The 18,602-nt window shown below is 45.8% G+C and carries 13 protein-coding genes; 3 read left to right on the forward strand and 10 right to left on the reverse strand.

The genetic code is table 11. The features are described 5' to 3' along the window. Nucleotides 1-203: 203 nt before the first annotated feature. Nucleotides 204-1,325, forward strand: a complete 1,122-nt coding sequence (locus GGR07_RS08090) for a restriction endonuclease subunit S (RefSeq protein WP_021646633.1) — start codon at nt 204-206, stop codon at nt 1,323-1,325. Here GGR07_RS08090 and GGR07_RS08095 read toward each other — a convergent pair. Beyond that, the gene (locus GGR07_RS08095) at nt 1,318-1,920 is read right to left on the reverse strand and encodes a restriction endonuclease subunit S (protein ID WP_174906942.1); all 603 of its coding nucleotides are present in this window, start codon (nt 1,918-1,920) and stop codon (nt 1,318-1,320) included. The two genes, GGR07_RS08090 and GGR07_RS08095, sit on opposite strands and share 8 nt — an antisense overlap. A 119-nt stretch (nt 1,921-2,039) precedes the next feature. Here GGR07_RS08095 and GGR07_RS08100 point away from each other — a divergent pair, with 119 nt between their 5' ends. Beyond that, on the forward strand, nt 2,040-3,251 hold the full coding sequence (locus tag GGR07_RS08100; protein WP_256680567.1) for a Fic family protein: 1,212 nt from the start codon (nt 2,040-2,042) through the stop codon (nt 3,249-3,251). A gap of 10 nt (nt 3,252-3,261) precedes the next feature. Here GGR07_RS08100 and GGR07_RS08105 read toward each other — a convergent pair whose 3' ends face one another. Together GGR07_RS08105 and GGR07_RS08110 are read right to left on the reverse strand one after the other, a co-directional pair. After that, nucleotides 3,262-3,864: an HU family DNA-binding protein gene (locus GGR07_RS08105; RefSeq protein WP_034543431.1), complete on the reverse strand. Its 603-nt coding sequence runs from the start codon at nt 3,862-3,864 to the stop codon at nt 3,262-3,264. Nucleotides 3,865-4,482: 618 nt separating this feature from the next. Continuing rightward, a complete protein-coding gene (locus tag GGR07_RS08110; protein ID WP_183200480.1) occupies nt 4,483-5,130 on the reverse strand; it encodes a hypothetical protein in 648 nt (215 codons plus the stop codon). A gap of 447 nt (nt 5,131-5,577) precedes the next feature. Between GGR07_RS08110 and GGR07_RS08115 the strand changes: the two genes are divergently transcribed. Next, nucleotides 5,578-6,768: an AraC family transcriptional regulator gene (locus GGR07_RS08115; protein WP_027325850.1), complete on the forward strand. Its 1,191-nt coding sequence runs from the start codon at nt 5,578-5,580 to the stop codon at nt 6,766-6,768. Here GGR07_RS08115 and GGR07_RS08120 read toward each other — a convergent pair. The 7 genes from GGR07_RS08120 to GGR07_RS08150 form a co-directional block, all read right to left on the reverse strand. Continuing rightward, on the reverse strand, nt 6,757-8,205 hold the full coding sequence (locus GGR07_RS08120; RefSeq protein ID WP_027325851.1) for a PA14 domain-containing protein: 1,449 nt from the start codon (nt 8,203-8,205) through the stop codon (nt 6,757-6,759). The two genes, GGR07_RS08115 and GGR07_RS08120, sit on opposite strands and share 12 nt — an antisense overlap. 330 nt (nt 8,206-8,535) lie before the next feature. Continuing rightward, complete coding sequence (locus tag GGR07_RS08125) at nt 8,536-9,987, reverse strand: glycoside hydrolase family 125 protein (protein WP_122056489.1); 1,452 nt, start codon at nt 9,985-9,987, stop codon at nt 8,536-8,538. A gap of 16 nt (nt 9,988-10,003) precedes the next feature. Further along, nucleotides 10,004-11,608: an MGH1-like glycoside hydrolase domain-containing protein gene (locus GGR07_RS08130; RefSeq protein WP_034543427.1), complete on the reverse strand. Its 1,605-nt coding sequence runs from the start codon at nt 11,606-11,608 to the stop codon at nt 10,004-10,006. Nucleotides 11,609-11,630: 22 nt separating this feature from the next. Further along, entirely contained in the window at nt 11,631-12,767 is a 1,137-nt protein-coding gene (locus GGR07_RS08135) for an alkaline phosphatase (RefSeq protein ID WP_034543426.1), read from the reverse strand. A 54-nt stretch (nt 12,768-12,821) separates the two neighbouring features. Next, nucleotides 12,822-13,685 (reverse strand): endonuclease/exonuclease/phosphatase family protein, encoded by an 864-nt coding sequence (locus tag GGR07_RS08140; protein WP_034543424.1) that lies wholly within the window; start codon nt 13,683-13,685, stop codon nt 12,822-12,824. A 19-nt stretch (nt 13,686-13,704) separates the two neighbouring features. Further along, on the reverse strand, nt 13,705-16,638 hold the full coding sequence (locus GGR07_RS08145; RefSeq protein ID WP_122056691.1) for a GH92 family glycosyl hydrolase: 2,934 nt from the start codon (nt 16,636-16,638) through the stop codon (nt 13,705-13,707). 303 nt (nt 16,639-16,941) lie between these two features. Next, a complete protein-coding gene (locus tag GGR07_RS08150; RefSeq protein ID WP_027325856.1) occupies nt 16,942-18,582 on the reverse strand; it encodes a RagB/SusD family nutrient uptake outer membrane protein in 1,641 nt (546 codons plus the stop codon). Nucleotides 18,583-18,602 lie beyond the last annotated feature (20 nt).

Below are 18,602 nucleotides of genomic sequence, written 5' to 3' on the forward strand. Positions count from 1 at the left end.
AACATTTCAATGACCTCTTTAGTGTTTTCGAACCGACTTTTGCCGGTTCTATTGTTTGACTTTTAATTTTTCGGTAAAAATTTACCGAAGTATTGACATACATATAACATTAAGGAAAATCTTTTGTCTCAATCATAATTGCACTCTCAAAAACACCATTTGTACCCCCTCTGAGATTTCCGGAGTTTAGTGGGGAGTGGGAAATGGTATCGCTCCAAGACATAGCCACTATAAATCCAAAATCAGACTCACTTCAAAATACTTTTATTTATATAGACTTAGAGGCTGTTGAAAAAGGAGAATTGAGAAAAATACAAGAAATAATGCGCGAAGAAGCACCAAGTAGAGCACAACGTGTTATAGATAACAATGACATTCTGTTTCAATGTGTGCGTCCCTATCAGAAAAATAACTATATTCATAAAACTCAAAATACGAGTAATCAACAATGGGTTGCTTCAACTGGATATGCCCAAATTAGAACGACAGAATCACCAAACTATATTTATCATCTATTGAATACAGACGGATTCAATAGAAAAGTAATGGTTCGTTGCACAGGATCAAGTTACCCGGCTATTAATAGTGAGGATTTAGCAACAATTCGCTTTTATTTTACGATCGACAAAAAAGAGCAACTTAAAATATCTCGATTATTAGATTTACTTGACGAGCGCATCGCTACCCAAAACAAAATCATTGATAGACTGGAATCCTTAATTAGGGGAATTAATCAATATGCATTCACAAGCAAAGGTGTCAATTACAAATTGGGAGAACTTTGCGAAATTAGAAGCGGTTACTCTGGTAATCAACTTACGTCAAAGAATGGTTTAAAGGTATCTCGTATAGAAACAATTTCAGGACATAAGGTCAACATGGAACGTGTAGGATATGTCGCTCCTTTTGAATCTTCAGGCAATTACAGACTGCAAATTGGGGACATTTTATTCAGCAATATAAATAGCGTTGAATATATTGGTAATACAGCATTCATTGATAAAGATTATAACCTGTATCATGGAATGAATCTACTTAGATTGACACCTAACAAAAAGGTAGTTATGCCATTCTATTTGTACTTGCTGCTGAATACGAATAGGATGCTCAATCACTTTAAGACAGTCTGTAACAAAGCGGTATCACAGGCAAGCATAAATCAAACAGAATTGGGGAAGACGGTTATTCGGATTCCAGACTTAAAGGCTCAGAAACAAATATGTGAGTTGTTCCAAGCATTGTATGCAAAATTAGAATCAGAGAGTTATGCTATTTCACTTTTACAAAATCAAAAACAGCATCTGCTTCGCCAAATGTTCATATAAACATCTGGCGGAGCAAATATTGCTTCTGTTTGTGATATTCTTGTAGTATGTTTTGCACGTGTTTCATCTTGTCGCTCAAGGAACGCAATAACTTTGAAATCAGCAATAATTGATTAGAATCTATAGGCATAGGAACTCTATTTTCCAAGAAACGTTGATTTGTTATATTGATGGTGTTCTTTGCTCCTTTCTGGATCAGTGAATGCAAATAGTTATGTGTATTTATTTCACTCATAAAATATTCATGAAGATATACTCCGATTGCAAGACTATTGGGTACATAAACACCATACAATGGTGAAACCGCAACACTTTCATGATTAAGACTTTGCTTTACAATGCCATAAGGAAATGATCCAGTAGGACTTTTGGTATAAACTAAGTCTCCATAATGCACTACATTATATTTAGATGTATCTTTGGCTGAAAATGAACGTCCGAGGTAATCTACTTGATTGATAACACCTTGACTGACAGAAACAGAAAATACTTGATACAAGTTAGAATTGCGTTCATTTCTTTCTGTGAGAATATCACTTAGAAACACTTTCTTCCAAGTACCTCTTTTTAACCCTTGCTTTTGCAACTCAACCATAATTCCCCTAATTAAGGACTGCATTTCGGAGAATAGCCATCCTATTCGCCGAAATTTTTCGGTGAATAATTTGTCTAATCACCGAATAGTGCCTATTTTTGTATAAAACTCAGTGCTCTATGTTATATATTCGTGATTATGATAATTGGTGGCAATTCCGCTACGATAGCCTACGGATAATGAATGAGTTGGGGCGCGTGCGCTCTAAACAAGGAATGATAATAGGGAGAATGCTGTCGCTCGGATTCGATTCTCAAGATGAAGCAGTGTTGTCAAATATTTCTATGGAACTCGTTCGCTCGTCAGAAATTGAAGGAGAGAAACTTAATCTCGAAGAGGTACGATCATCGTTGGCACGCAGACTTGGGATTGCAATGGCGGGAATGGTTTCTGCCTCACGTTATGTGGAAGGAGTTGTAGAAATGCAGTTGGATGCCACGCAAAATTATAATCGTCCACTTTCGTCTGACCGTCTTTTTGGCTGGCACAATGTGCTGTTCCCAACAGGAATAAGCGGATTGTACCGTATTGAAGTGGGTAAATACCGCAGTGGTGAAATGCAGGTAGTATCTGGAGCCATGGGCAAGGAAAGAATACACTACCAAGCCCCTTCGGCAGAGAGGGTTCCTATTGAAATGGAGCGATTCATTTCGTGGGTAAACAGCGACGAGCCTATCGATGCAGTACTGAAAGCAGCTATAGCCCACCTGTGGTTTGTATCCATTCACCCTTTTGATGATGGAAACGGACGTATAGCCCGGGCCTTGACTGATATGTTACTTGCTCGTTCCGAAAATACAGGCAAGCGTTTTTACTCTATATCTGCAGAGATGAAGCTGCTGCAAAAAGAGTATTACGAAGTGCTAGAACGTACACAGCATGGTGACGGTGATATTACTGAATGGATTTTATGGTTCTTGCATTGTTTTGAACAGGCATTAAATTCCGCTGAAAACACTTTGTCATCAGTGCTTCGCAAAGCCGAATTTTGGGAACGCAATCGAAATATTTCATTCAACGAGAGACAAAGGAAGTTGATCAATCTACAATTTGATGGATTTTTTGGCAAACTCTCTACTGGTAAATGGGCAAAAATTGCAAAATGTTCTACAGATACGGCACTCAATGACATTCGTGACCTAGTTGAGAAAAGAGTATTAAAGAAAGCCGAAGAGGGTGGACGTAGTACAAACTATGTCTTGGTAGAAAATCCTGAATGTCTTTTTTTGCAAAAATATAAAACATTTCACAATAAAAAAACAAAAGAGAATCGTTTACGCCCTTACAAAATGAAATATATAACAAATACAGTTTTTCGCCTCAGTAAATAATAGCGACTTTTTATCCTCCCCTCACATACACCGTAAGCCGTCCGGCTCCCTCTCGTTTCAACATTCCGCGTTCTACCCAGGTGTTCAGTTCTTCCAATGCCAGGAGGCGCTTCCGGCCTGTCAGTTCGGCATATTGCGGGCGGGTGATGAAGGCGTGCTTCAGCAAATAGTTTTCGAGAAGGGCTTTGCATTCTTTCTCGGGCAAAGGGGGAGCTTCCGCCCCACGGGGAGCCTCTCTGCGTTGCAGCCTCATCTTTTCCTTTATCTCCCGCTTAATCTGGCTGCTTGCCCGGTAATTGACACCTTTCGGCTCGACAGAGGCGGCACGGATCTCGCTTTTATCGCTCACGGCAGGACAGCTCAGCGAAGCGGAGAAGTAACCCAAGCTGCCCACCTCCACCGTCCATCCTTCGGCGAGCAGATCGCGCGCTTCGCTGCAAAAGGCTTCCAGCGCCCCAGCCAACAAGCTGCGGCTGATTCCGGTAAATCGATGGACACGGTCGAGAAACTCCTCCCGCCCCACCGTTCCTTTCGACACGATGCGGGCATGCAGGCGCGTGGCCTCTTTTTTACTGCGTTTCGGGGTTGCGAACAGATCGTATATGGCACTCATATTTTTATGGTTTTAGATTGTTATCAAAAAGTTTGTTTGCTGCAAAAATAAGAAGTTTATTTTCCCCGATAGCGAAAATCAAACCGTTAGTCTTAATAAAATTATTAATCACTCGCCCGCGTTTCATTCGTCTCCCGTTCGGCAGACGAATGAGTCTCAAGCGAAAGACGAATGGGACACGGCCGGCAGACGAATTACTTTTACTACAAAACGAGCAAGTTGTTGCGATGCAGGGAAATAAAAAGCAGATGAAAACCGAAGCGAAAAATTAGCTCAGGAATTATTCGAGGAAAGGGCATTAGCGATAGGGGCACTTGTGAGAGTTACGAACCACAACGCAACTTGCCAAACCGGAAATGGCTTTCAGTGAAAAAGAAGGAGTATAACAACAACTATTGTTTTCGTTATTGCTATTACTGTCATAACCAATATTTTCATCGCACGCTCCGCACGCTCAATGTATGTATGGGGCGCACAGTCCCCTATATTCCTGTGACTTGCTGGCAAGGTGCTTCTCTACAATGGTATACTTCCCCTTACTATAGTCTCTTAGGTGGAAGTCTGTATATGAGACAATCTCAAAGTCCCGTTCCGGCAATGGCATCAGGTTAGGCTTGTCTATGGCCAAAAACGCTCTTCACGGGTATAGGGATGTTTCTGCATACGTTTTTGATTGTGCGCTTTCATCTTCAGGGCAGCTGCTCGGTTCAGTTCATCGATGAAATAAAAGGTCTCGTTACGGAGTTCTGCAAACACACGCATATAGACAAGTTTGACATCTGTTTCCACATTGGATTTATCCTTGGGGTGTACAGGTCGGGCAGGTACCATCACGCTTCCGTAATGGTTGGCCATATCCTCCATGACCCGGTTGAGCGACGGTTCGTAACGGTCGGTCTTGACAAAGGCAGCCTTCAGGTTGTCGGGAACAAGCATTTTAGGATAGCTACTCTTTGTAGAATTTGTCCAATCACAATCGAGCTGAATCTCGCTAATCTTGCCACACTCATTGTAGGAACTCATGGCCAACAATCTTTCGACGATAAGTGATGCAGATTCTACTTCTCTGCCAATCATAGCACGAAGAGCATCGATCGTAATGTATGCTACAGGGACAATCTCTACGTTTTTGGGAACAGACGAAACCAACTCGGTAGTAGCAATTGGCACAATATCCGTACTTCCGGTTTGGTAGTTTTGCTCAATGGCAACATCAAACATTCGTAAATAAACACGGGAAATGTTGCGCCTTTGTAGGAAGGACATCTCAGTTAAATCAATGTCAAAAGAGGTTTTCCAATAATAGATAGAATTCCTACCTACAGCGTCCATCGTCTCTCCATTCACAGGATTATTCGTGTGACCACAGCAAATAAGAAAAGTAACTTATCTCTGATAGACAGAACTTTTTTTATAACTAAACCTTTTCATGAATTTCAATATACAACTGTAACAATGACTTCATTCTCTTTTTGCTCCCTATTATCTCATTGAGACTATTTTCGTCATATATGTATGAACGAAAAATTATAAGAAGAATATAAAAATAAAATTATTCAAAATAACCCAATTATATGCATAGCCCCACAAAAACTACTGAGCCAAGAAGAGAGAGTCGATGCCATCTGCAAATATGAGGGAAAAGATTTGAGAAAAAAGAAATAAGGCTTATATTTGTGTCGCAGAGATGAATTTTCTTTTTATTCCACCGTCATGATTCGATTGATACTACTGACTGATTTTACAGAGTCCTTTTCCTATAATCTGCTGAAGGGAGTGCTGGCCTACTCCAAAAGTCATGAGCCGTGGGTGGTATGCCGGATGCCGCCTTCCTACAAGAACAGCTACGGCATAGAAGGTGTGCTGAAATGGGCAAAAACATGGCATGCGGATGCAATCATCGGCCGGTTCGACAACGATGACAACGTAGAACTGTTTCGCGAAAACGGTATCATTGCATTGGCACAGGACTACAAGTCAAGATTCGACAACATTCCTAACATCACCGGCGATTATCGCAAAACCGGGAAAATGGCGGCGGAATTCTTCCTGAGCAAAGGTTTTCAGAACTTCGCCTTTTACGGTTATCGAGACACAGTGTGGTCGCAAGAGCGCTGTGAAGGTTTCTACGAATGTGTAGCAGCACAAGGCTTCGGCAACAATTTTCACTCTTACCAACACCAATCTTTAGACGACCTATGGTTTTACGAGGCCCCTCCGCTGCTCAACTGGCTGAAATCATTGCCTCAACCCACAGCTCTGATGGCCTGCGACGACAATCAAGGCAACCGCATCACAGAAATCTGCAAAGTAAACAACATCAGGGTGCCGGACAAGATCGCCATTTTAGGCGTAGACAACGATGAGATCATCTGCAATCTATCCGATCCTCCCTTGTCCAGCATCAGCCAAAACATCGTAAGAGGAGGATTTGAAGCGGCGGCTCTCATCGATTTTCTAATAAACGATGAAGAAGCTGCCTATCAGGATGTAGTGATTCAGCCGGTCAATATCGTCAATCGTTTATCCACAGACTTTTACTCCACTACCGATGCCCATATTCAGACAGCCCTAAAATACATCCACCAGAACATCGCGGCCGACATCACCGTATCGGATATCGTCAAGCAAGTGCCATTGTCGCGCCGCCTTTTGGAGATGCGCTTCAAGCAGGTCACCCAGCAATCCATTCATAAATATATCTTCAACCTGCGTATGGAACGTTTTGCCCAACTGCTGCTAGCGGACGACGCCCCCATTGCCGACGTGGCTGCACAAGTAGGCATCAACAACCTGAAAAACCTGTCTCGCCAATTCAAAGCCTTGAAGAATGTCTCTCCCCATGAATACAGGAAAGCGCACTGCACGGAAGGTTGCATCATCGGCAATAAATCAATCAGGTAAGAACAACATAGTGTCCGGCAAGACGGTTTCCTCAATGTTGCGGCCGGAGTATCCCACTTCCAATTCCTGCCCCATGTAATCCTCGAAATACAGCAAGCGCAATTCATGTAAGCCTTTTTCAAGCGCCACTTTCCCCTCGGCCCGTCGCCCACTATGTCCGCCGTCATTGTCTACAATCTGCTCACCATCTATATAAAGCACCGATCCGTCATCCGAGAAAGTATAGAAGCGATATACCCCCCTTTCGGGAATCCGGATCAACGTGCGAAACTCATAAGCGAAATGGTCTGCCGCAAGAGATTCCTCAATGGTAATGTTGCGCATCGTACCTTCCTTTATTTTCTTGCAAGAGGCGATATCGGAAATCCGTTTACATTTCCCTTCATAGTAGGCATATGCAACACCCTGCTTACTCGGAGAAGCCTCTTGGGCCGGCAGGTAAGTCATGGTACACTCCTCCTCCGAGTTCAAGCCCGAAGGATAATAGTAGGCTGCTTCACGCCCTGCAGGCGTAGAAATCCAAGTGTCGAACTTCCATTGTCCCTCATACAATTCGATGATACGGGCTCCTCTCGTTAACGAACCGTAAGCATCTGCGCCGGTCACTCGCCCGTAGCCAAGGGCAATGCCTTTATTTATCCCGATATAATCGTTATCATGGTCGTGCCCTACAAATGCTCCCATCACATCCTTCATATCGACAAACGAGGCGAATATACCTGAGTTTATGCGGGAAGAAGCCACTCCGCCCTCCCTACTGTTACCATAGGTTTTTCCGTCGCCGGGCAACTCATTATACTCAAGCAGCGGTATGTGGAAGAAAGCCAATGCCGGTACAGGTTTTCCCCCATTCCGATTCGTATAACAAGCGCTTTGCGCACGATACCATGCAATCTGATCAAAATGAATCCAATCATACGGGCCATAAAGTTTATTCGGCTGATAGTCGTTGGAGTCGATGCAATAGAGCAAAGCTTTCACCGCTTTCTCCTTTGTCGAACCATAAACCGGAAGCACACAATTGCCGCATCCGGCAAGTTCTTCCGGACCTTTAGTGCCGACATAGAAAGGTGATTTCAGCAGAAGGTCATAAATAGCCTCTTTACCCATAGGTTCGGCATCATGATTGCCCATTGTCACAACAAAAGGAATCTTGGCCTCATCAAAAATGCCAATTACAGCTTGCCAACCTTCCCGGGCAGGGACTTCCGTCACTACATCTCCACTCAGCACTACCATATCGGGACGTTCCGCTTTCAACACAGCCCGGATGACGGCAGCCGTTTCGGCGCACCTCGCCGACTTGGGCGTCCAGTGCAAATCTGTGAACTGTGCTATCACAAATCGCCCGTCTTTAAAAGCAAGCCGTTGCTGTGCCGATGAAAAAGCGGCAGACAAGCAAAATAAAAACGATAAAATCACAACATTTTTTTTCATGGTATCACGTATTTTCTTAATTAATTCATATCATTGTTGTTCGGAGACCTCTTACCATAAAGTAAATTGTCTGCAAAGCAGATGTTCGCCTGCGTTGTTTCGGGCATCCTCGCTAAAACAACGGATGTATTCTTCAGCACCTTTTGCAAATAATAAAAACCCCTCATAGAAGCCTCATCGGAAAGCGCTGCCATCTTTTGTCCCCTTGCATGATACAGTGTCCCTGCCCTGACATCGCTTTCACCGACAGAGATATGACGTCATAGGCGACAACCTGCTTCCGGACGTTTTGACAGGTAGACAGCGCAGCAAGCAACGGATATATCACTTTCATAACGGTTGAGATAAAAGACTGGGATATTTCCTGACCGTATGAAGAATCAGTTCGCCGAATAATGTGTTTGCCCAAGCAAACCATGGACGGGTGAAAATCGCCGCATCATCCTCGTGAAAAGACTCGTGCATAAAGCCGGTGTCTCCATCCGTATCGCGCAGTTGCCTCAGGCAAGCACGAACTTCTTCAGGCTCATCCGTTGTAAAGGCTTTCATGATGATACTCATCGGCCAGATATACTTCAGCCCCACATGGGGACCTCCCACCCCTTCACCCGCTTTTCCTTTAAAGAAGTAAGGATTGTCATCGCTCCATATCATCTTGCGGGTATTCCGATAGACAACATCGTTAAAGGAGCAATAGCCAAGATAGGGAGTAGCCAGCAAACTCGGCACATTGGCATCGTCCATGCAGAGGGCGTTGCCGAAACCGTCTACCTCAAAAGCATAGATACGCCCGCACACGGGATGATTCACAATTCCGTATTTATGAATCGCTGCATCCACCTCATCTGCCAGAGCAGTACACTCTTTAGCAAATGAGTCGTTTCTAAGAACCTGCCGCTCTATCTCCGCCAACTGCCGCAACGAAACTACCGCAAACATGTTGGAAGGGATAAAGAAACCGTATTGTGTGGCGTCGTCCGAAGGGCGGAAAGACGAGACAATCAAGCCTACCGGCTTCACCGGCGCTCCCCACCCGCCGTTTATTTGCGAATCCGTCGGGCGGTCGCAGTTGCGCGTGAAGCTATAAGGTCCCAAGTTTTGCTTGCGTTGCTGTTCTTTGAAGGTTTTTACCACCAGCTTCATCGCTTCGTGCCACTCTTCACCGAACACTGACACGTCCTGGGTATGCCTCCAATAATGATATGCCAACCGAATGGGGTAACACAAAGAGTCCACCTCCCATTTGCGTTCGTGCAGTTCTTTCACCATATGCTGTGTGTGGTCGGTCTCCCAATAACTTCCCACCGGTCCGTCATTAAACGCATTGGCATATGGATCTATAAGTATACATTTCGTCTGTCTGTTAATAAGTCCCGCCACCATAAGTCGCAATGGTTCGTCGTGCTTCATCAAAGGCAGATAGGGCCATACTTGCGCCGAAGAATCGCGCAACCACATGGCGTCAATATCACCCGTGATGACAAAAGTGTCCGGCTTCCCGTCCTTCAGTTTATACCTGACCGTAGTGTCGAGCGTATTGGGCAGGCAGTTCTCGAACATCCATCTCAACTTTTCATCCTTGATATGAGACTTGATCTTTTCAATTACCGCATCCACGGTTTTAGACACAAAGTTCCTTTTCTCTGCTACCGGTCGCAACGAAACATAGTTCAAGCCGGTCTTTTCCGTCGAAGGCCATACAAGCGAGGGATGGACGGCCATGGCAGCCAAAGCAAGTCCGCCTGTTTTCAGGAACTGACGTCTGGATATTCTATTCTTCATAATTAAAACCTCCTTCTCAATAGATGTGTTTACCCTTTACAACATTTATCTTTTTCTCTTTATCGCCATAGCGCACAAGCAGTTCGAAATCTCCATCGGACTCTACTGTAATACGCGGCTCATCGTGCACCGAACGGCGAGGTCCGGCCTTCAGGCTGATGCTTCCTCCAAGCCCAAACGGATAGCGCTCTATCCCGTTCGCTTCCAACAGGTTCATATCCCAAACAATTTGTTTCTTGGTATAATCTCCGCGAATACCGATGACAAACTCGATGAGACCGGCAATAGGTGGTAGCCCCGTCCACCCCACAAAATGGTCTCTTGCCATAAATCCCGGTTCTGCGGCCTCAGGCGCATAATACTCCCAGAAAGTGCCCGTTTTCTTATAAACGTCCAACACCTGCGCATAATGATTCAGACAGATTTCTCGCGCCAGCTTTCCGTATCCTTTGCGCACCAGCCCCTGCATCACCATATAATTGGTGCCCGGCCATATGCCGCCTTGCCAGTAGCGTCCGTTACCCTTGTACTTAGGATGGTCGGCAGACAGAGAAGGCACACGATGTTTACGCTTGAAAGTGGCAGGATTATCCAGTTCTTTTACCATACGCTCTATCTGTGCCGCGTCCAACACATTGGTGAACAAAGCCCAGTATGCGCCTATCCCTTTGGTTTGGCACAACGTGCCGTCGGCATATTGGTCGTACAGGAACCCCGTTTCGTCGTCCCAAAGGTTATCCCGAATATATTGGCTCAACATTTTAGCCTCATCTTCAAGGTCTTCTATCTCTTGCCAGCGCTCCAAATAAAACCCCATTTCGAGCAATAAGTTAGCCGTAAACAGTTGTTGCAGGTTCGTATCCAACCAAATCATATGTCCGTGACTGTAGATAGGGCTGTACTCCGCCGGAACACGGGGCATGTTATCCATACCAGTACCCCATCCACTTGACCAATACGTGCCATTTCTCCACGTTCTATTCAGCTTGAGCCACCTGTAATAGGCACAAAGTACAGGAAATACTTTATGCAGGCGTTCGAGATCGCCAAACTGATGGAAATAGACCATTTCGCACCACGGCATCAGATTAGGTCCTGTGCTCACCGGGTCATAGCGTTCGAAGCAATCGGCACCATCGGCTTTTATCTCACGACAAATAAACCCGTCGGGATGCTGCTTTACATAAAAATTATCCAACGTCCGCTGGAAAGGGAAAAAGAGTGTACCGTAACGGGCAAACATCAATATAAAGGAAGAATCCCACATAAAGATATTGCCGTTATAAGCCGTATCCAAATAACTCGAAACAAAGCCCGAACCAGGTTGAGGGGCACAAATATGCCCGATAGCCGTTTCCCATGCCTTCCAATACATCTCCAATTCTTTGTCATGCCCCTCCCAAATAGGATTGGGTAATATACGCCGGGCTTCCTCAAAGCTTTTCGGCTCAATGGTTTCAGGTTTTGCCACACGATACTCGTTCTCAGAGACCAAGGGTTCTTTCACATACGTATTCTTATAGGGTAAATGATATTTTTCATTATTACCGCTACTTTGAGCTTTCAGCGCAAAGCTTGCAGCCAAAGGTAGCAAGCTTGCCAACAAAACACGTTTCAACATTGTAGGTTCTTTTTTAAAAATTCTACAGATCGAGTAAACTCTTTATCTTATCGAAAATGGCCGTATTCTCATAAATTCCGGTAAATACTTCCGCACCGGGACCAAACGCATAGACGGGAACCATGACGCCGCTATGCCCGCCCGTGGAGAAATTGCACACTATCTTTCCCGCTTTTAGGTCTCCGTCTACCAACGTCAGTCCGCCCGTTTCATGGTCAGCAGTGACCACGACCAATGTTTCCCCATCTTTAGCAGCCCATTCATATACTGCACCAATCGTTCGGTCGAAATCGTGTGTCTCCTGCATCAGCAAGTCAAGATCGTTGAAATGGGCGTAATCGTCCAACTGCGAGCCTTCTATCATCATAAAGAATCCCTTCTTATTGCGGTTCAACAGTTCAATGCCTTTTAACGACGCGCGAGCCAGCAGGTCGCTGCGTTCGGCCGGAAGGGGGGTGTCCACCGGATAAGGGACGGCAAACACTTTCCCCTTGGTCACAGCGGCCAGCTCGTCCCAACTGCGAGGTGTCTGAAAACCTTTGGCACGCAACTCGTCGAACAAATTCCTCCCGTCTTCTCGATTCTCGAAGAGCTGGGCACCGCCGCCAAACACATAGTCGATGTTGCAGTTTACATAGTCCGCCACAATCTCCGCCTCCGCATTCCTGTCGGTATTATGGCAACAGAAATCGGCAGGTGTGGCATCCCACAGACGACAAGTTACGGCCATGCCGGTTGCCTTTCCTTTGGCGGAGGCCAATTCAATCAACGACTTCAACGGACGTCCCAGCATATCCACCCCCACATAATGATAGTTTGTTTTTTGTCCCGTGGCTATGGCCGTGCCGCCTGCTCCCGAATCAGTAATCAGCCGATCGGCACAATATGTTTTCGACAACCCCACAGCCTTGCTGTTGTCCAAGAAAAGCTTTCCTCGATTGGCTGTCCATGCAGAATATACGTGCATCAGGCTCATGCCATCACCAATCATCAGAATCACGTTTTTTATCTTCTTCCCTTGAGGAGAGACTATTTTTGCTACTTCATACGGTTGTTCCAATACATATGTCTGCTCCTTGTCCCGGCATTCTTGACCAGATACAGGCAAACATGCCATAACCGAAAGAGCAAAAATACAGATTCGTACTAATTTACTCATAGTAAAAAAACATTTATATAATAGATTATCTACATTTTACTCAAGCGTCACCTATCATTCGACAGTGACCAATACGGGAGCATGGTCAGACAGAAAAGCTCCGTTCTCGGTTTCGGCCAGCACACCATACCTCAGCACCTTCAAGCCATTGCGCACAAACACGTAATCAATCAAAGGACGGTCGTTATAGGGTATTTCTCCAAAATCATGAAAACTCCATGCTGGACCATACACTACGGGAGATAACCGTCGTGCATCGTCCAAATGCTTGGGATTGTCAACATCGGTCACATGACGGATAACGTCCGAATCAGGCACGGAGTTGAAATCTCCAGTCACAACGACAGGCCATCCACCACTCAATTCACTCACCCTATCTAAGATAAGCTTTATTCCTTCGCGGCGTGCAACCACTCCCACATGGTCCAAATGTGTATTCAGTATAAAATATCCCCTGCCCGTCACTTTGTCTTGTAGTTTCACCCACGAAGCCATGCGCTCACAAGCCCCGTCCCAGCCTTTGGAACCAGGTGTCTCGGGTGCTTCGCTCAGCCAGAAGTGCCCGACGTCGAGCAGCGCAAACCGACTTTTCCTATACCAAAGCGCTGCATATTCGCCTTTTTCTTTCCCATCTTCACGGCCAACACCTACCGCTTCATAGTCAGGCAGATGTTGTTTCAGGTCCTCTAACTGATTGTGTAGCACCTCCTGTGTGCCCAGCACGTCCACATCGTAAAAGCGAACGGCATTTGCCACACGGTCCTTCCGATATTTCCAGTTGTTCAAACTATCATTCGGATTGTCATACCGGATATTGAAAGACATTATATTGACAGGTTCCGAATCAGACGCTTGCTGCTTCACTTGTCCGCACGAAGCGAAGAGGAATGGTAACAGTAATAATTTTTTTTTCATCATGACAATCTATTTTTACGCGTTATTCCACAAACAAGACAGAAGCGGGAACAGGCTCCATTTCCTTTGCCGAAGGTCGCTTCCAAGCCCAACTGAAATGTTCCCCTTCATAATCTTCAAAATAATAAATCCGGAACGAATGGAATCCCTTTTTCAAAGCTATCCATCCGTCGGCAGTGATGGCCGCATGCGAGCCGTCGTTATTCACCACCAACTTGCCATTGATATACAGCACACTGCCATCGTCCGAAGACGTACGAAAAGCATAAACCCCGTCTTCAGGCACATTAATCAGCCCCGTGAAGACATATCCGAAATGGTCTTCCCGTTTGGCATTTGCAATGGAAGGCTTCGCCATGACTCCCTGTTCCAACAACGGTGTTTTTTCAATATCTTCCACCGTCCGGTAGTTTCCTTCATAGTATCTATAGGTTGTGCCGTTCTTTGCGGGCGATACGGAAAGCGGCTTTTTCAGTTCGGCTTTAACGGCCGCTATCCACAGCGTTCTGCTCGGTAAATAGCCGTCTTTAAATCCTTTCGCTTTTATTTGCAAGCTCTTATCCACCTCAAAAGGCCTTTCATAGAGTGGAGCATCTCTAGTGGGTTCGCTTCCGTCCAAGGTATATCTGATTTCTGCCCCGCGGGTGGTTGTGGCAAGCGTCACCATTATTCTATCCGAAAACAGATTCAGGTCCTTATCAACATAAGGAACAGATACCACATTCTCTTTGGTATAAGAGTAGGGAGCGGCTTCCGCCGAAATCCCTCTTTTTTTATCAGGCTTGTCAGACAGCGTAAAGCGCAACTCTCCCCCACCTATCAATTGTTCATAAGTGATAAAATTCTGTTCTATCGCTTCACCGTTCAGTTCCACCTTGCTGATATACCTATTTCCTTCGGGATTATTGGCCGAAACAGTCAGCGTCTTTCCGTTGGCCAATGTGATGACGGCTTTCTCAAACAAGGGAGACGTCAACGCAAACTCATTGCTTCCAGGACATACGGCATAAAAGCCCAAAGCGGAAAAAATATACCATGCCGACATCTGCCCGCAATCTTCGTTGCCGCTGATCCCCTCCGGGGTAGAACGATACATCTCGCGCAGCAAGCGACGCGTTAGCTCCTGCGTTTTCCACGGTTGCCCCACGTAGTTGTACAGATAAGCGATGTGGTGGCTCGGCTCATTTCCGTGGGCATATTGCCCTATCAGCCCTGTAATATCTGACAGTTCACCTTCCACTTTGGAGTCAGCCGTGAATATTGAATCAAGCGCGGTGATAAAGTCGTCCTTGCCTCCGAACAATTGCACCATACCGTTCACATCATGGGGCACAAAAAAGCGGTATTGCCAGGCAGTAGCCTCTGTGTAGGCACGCCCCACCTCGAACGGATTGAACGGTGTTTCCCAGTTGCCGTCCATCCGCTTGCCGCGAAAAAATCCACTACCTCCGTCAAACACATGGATATAATTTTGAGAACGTTCGATGTACTTTTCATAAATATCCTTTCTCCCCATCTCTTGAGCCATGCGCGCAATGCACCAATCGTCATAGGCGAACTCAAGCAGGCAAGAAACAGACTCTTTCTTGATATTCGAAGGAATAAAACCGTATTTGATATAATAATCCGCTCCTTTCTTATTCTTTTCGGAGGAAACCATCATAGCTTCCAATGCTTTTTCGACGTCAAAGCCTCTTATTCCTTTCAAATAAGCGTCGGCTATGACAGAAACTGCATGATAGCCTATCATCGTCTCCGTTTCTCCCGCAGAAAGCGGCCAAATAGGCAGCTCACCCGAAGCATCGTATATATCCAGAAAAGAATGAATCATATCATTGACCAGTGTAGTGTCTATCAATGTCATCAAAGGGTTCCATGCGCGAAAGGTGTCCCAAAGGGAAAAAGTAGAGTAGTGCACCTTGCCTTTAGGAAGTTGCCCTATCTGCATGTTGTGGCGGCGATATTCGCCGTTGACATCGCTCACCGTATTGGGCACAACCATGGCATGATACATGGCAGTGTAAAAATTTCTCTGTTCATCCGCACTACCTCCCTCCACCACAATGGACGAAAGTACCCGCTCCCACTCTTTCCGGGCAGCGGCACACACGGCATCAAAATCAAAGCCTTTCACCTCGTGTTCCAGATTAGCACGCGCATTTTCCACGCTAACCAAGGATAATCCCACTTTAGCTATGACGGGTTCTTTGTCTTCAGTGTCAAATGTCAACACCGCTTGAAGATGGGTGCCTTCGGACTTCGTGCCGACACTTACTGGCTTACCATCCTGCACCAATACCACCGTTCGGAAAGGTTTGGAGAACCGGGCTGCAAAATACACGTATTGGTTATCTGTCCATCCCCTAGTTCTTCGCATGCCCGTAATTTCGTTAACGGCAGTTTGTTCCAGCACAGCTTCATAAATGCGTTCGTTATCAAGCAAGTGGGCTAAATCTATTATGACAACAGTCGGTTTGCCCAAAGGAAATGTATAACGGTGCATGCCCACACGTGCGGTAGCTGTCAGCTCAGCCTTTATACCCTCGTCTTTCAGCACCACGGAGTAGTAACCCGCCGATGCTTTTTCATCGCGGTGGGAAAAGGCTGCAGGCCGATAAAGCGCTTTCTCGTCAGTCAAATCGGGTTCTTGCGTGGTGGGGCGAAACAACACATCGCCCAAGTCGATGCAGCCGGTTCCGCTAAGGTGGGTGTGCGAAAAGCCTTTCAAGGAGGTATCGTCATAATGATATCCCGAGCAGGCGTCCCAATTTCCCGCACGAGTGTCAGGGCTCAGTTGCACCGCGCCGAAAGGCACCGTGGCTCCCGGATAGGTATGCCCGTGAAACCCTGTTCCGATAAAGGGATCCACATAGTCAACGGGAGACAGCTTGCCGGTGGTGCAAGATTCACATCCGAGCCATGCAGTAAGAAGACATATCAGGTATCTCTGTTTCATTTTAACAAACATTAAAAATACAAAAAATATCGTTGGCCTCATTATCCGTCAAAGCTAATATCTGCCGTATTAATTTCTATCAAAAAACGGAAACGGGCACCTCTGCCCTCTGTGACATGTGGAAAGTACATGAACCGTACCTTCGTCATATCAGCAGAAAAGGCAATAATCGAGGAGAACAGATAAAATTGACGAGAAAAACTGCAAGAGCCAATACTAACAGATATATCGACCCTTGCAGACAAGCCCAATGGCAATGATCTGTTTCTCTCTATTTCATATTAAAGACTCCAATGGAGCACATCAATTATAACCTTCATTTTGTTTTAACCTGCCGTTCGAGTTTACCACCTGTTGGGAAGGATAAGGAAACACAATCATGTAATCTTTATAGGCTACCTTGTCTTTGTAATCCTTATAATCCTCCACCTTGTATGAGGAGGTGGGGTCCTGACGATTCTCGTAATGACGAGCTTTCGGGTGGGCATTCAGTTCGGCCGCCGCCAAGGCTTTGATTTCCGCATTGCCGGAACGATGCCAACGCTTCAAGTCGAACAAATGATCAGTAAACTCAAAAGCCAGTTCACAACGGCGTTCATGATACAAATCGGCCATGGTAGCCTCGCCTGCCAGCAAGATAAGCTTGGAACGCTTGCGAATGCGATTCAAATCGGTAGTTGCCTTACCTGCTTGTCCGGTCATCAAATAAGCCTCGGCACGGAACAGCAGCATTTCCGCAAAACGAATGATGGGGAAATTAATGCGGGCGGTGGGCCAGTCTCCGTTGGTGTTGATATATCCCTGTTCGGCGGCATCTGCATGTTTGAAAGGATCCATGTACTTATTGATCATAAATCCCGACTCGATATCCGAAGTCGACCAGAACACGCGAGTTTCCCCTAACAACTGAAACTCTTGTCCGTACTCCAGAATGGTGCGCACTAATCGGTCGTTTCCCTCACCATCCTTCAGCATCTCGGCATAGATATCATAAGAAGGCTTGTTCTGTCCCCATCCGTTGTATTTTCCCCAAGCCTTATTTTCAAGAATCACACCCGGGAATTCAGAACCTCCGCCGGTGGATCCGCCATTCCCGGGAATGGTCCACAGATATTCCTTGTTCCAAAAGTCGGCAAAATCAGAAGAGAATACTTGTGCAAATGTGTCAGCCAAATCACGACTATAGGTACTTTCAAGCTCGTTTACCTGGGCAATTACATTGTTCCACTGCGTGGCATCCCATGTAGCCCAGTAGGCATACACTTTTGCCTTGAAAGCCACCGCGGCAGCATCGTGGGCGCGTCCTTTGTCATCGACACCGTATTCTTCGAATCTCGGGAGATTCTCCATGGCCTTATCCATGTCTTCGATAATGTATTTATAGTTGTCGATAACGGATTTTTGCTGTGGCGGAATGGAATAATATTCGCTTTGAGTATTATAATCTTCGTAGCGAATGAACGGTACGCCCTGCTTGTCCGTTCCGTAACGATAGGCTATCAAAAAGTGTGCCCAACCGCGGGTAAAATAGGCTTCGCCCAGACTGCGCTTCTCAATGGCGCTCAAGCCGGTGCCGGCCGATTTGTCCAGCAACTGCTTGATGACATAATTGGAACGTGCCATCACTATATATAATCTTTCAAAAACCGTTTTCAACGGTGACTCGTCTCCCGTATATTTCAGCGTGGCAAGAGAGGGATACCCGCGCGTCTTTCCCCAAACCACATCACATGCCGCTCCTTGCTCCCAGAACAGCTCACGGCCGTACACCGCCTCTTGATGAAACCTCTCGTACAAAGCGTCGATTGCATCGATAGATTGCTGGTCGCTGGTAAAATAAGTATTGACGGTAGCGTCTCCCTCGGGTTGCACATCCAGAAAATTGCTGCATGAGCCCAACAGTAATGCCAAGGGTATCATTATGTAAAAAATATATTTTTTCATATTTATTTCGCTTTTGATGA

The sequence above is a fragment of the Bacteroides pyogenes genome (assembly GCF_014196225.1).
Lineage (GTDB): Bacteria > Bacteroidota > Bacteroidia > Bacteroidales > Bacteroidaceae > Bacteroides > Bacteroides pyogenes_A.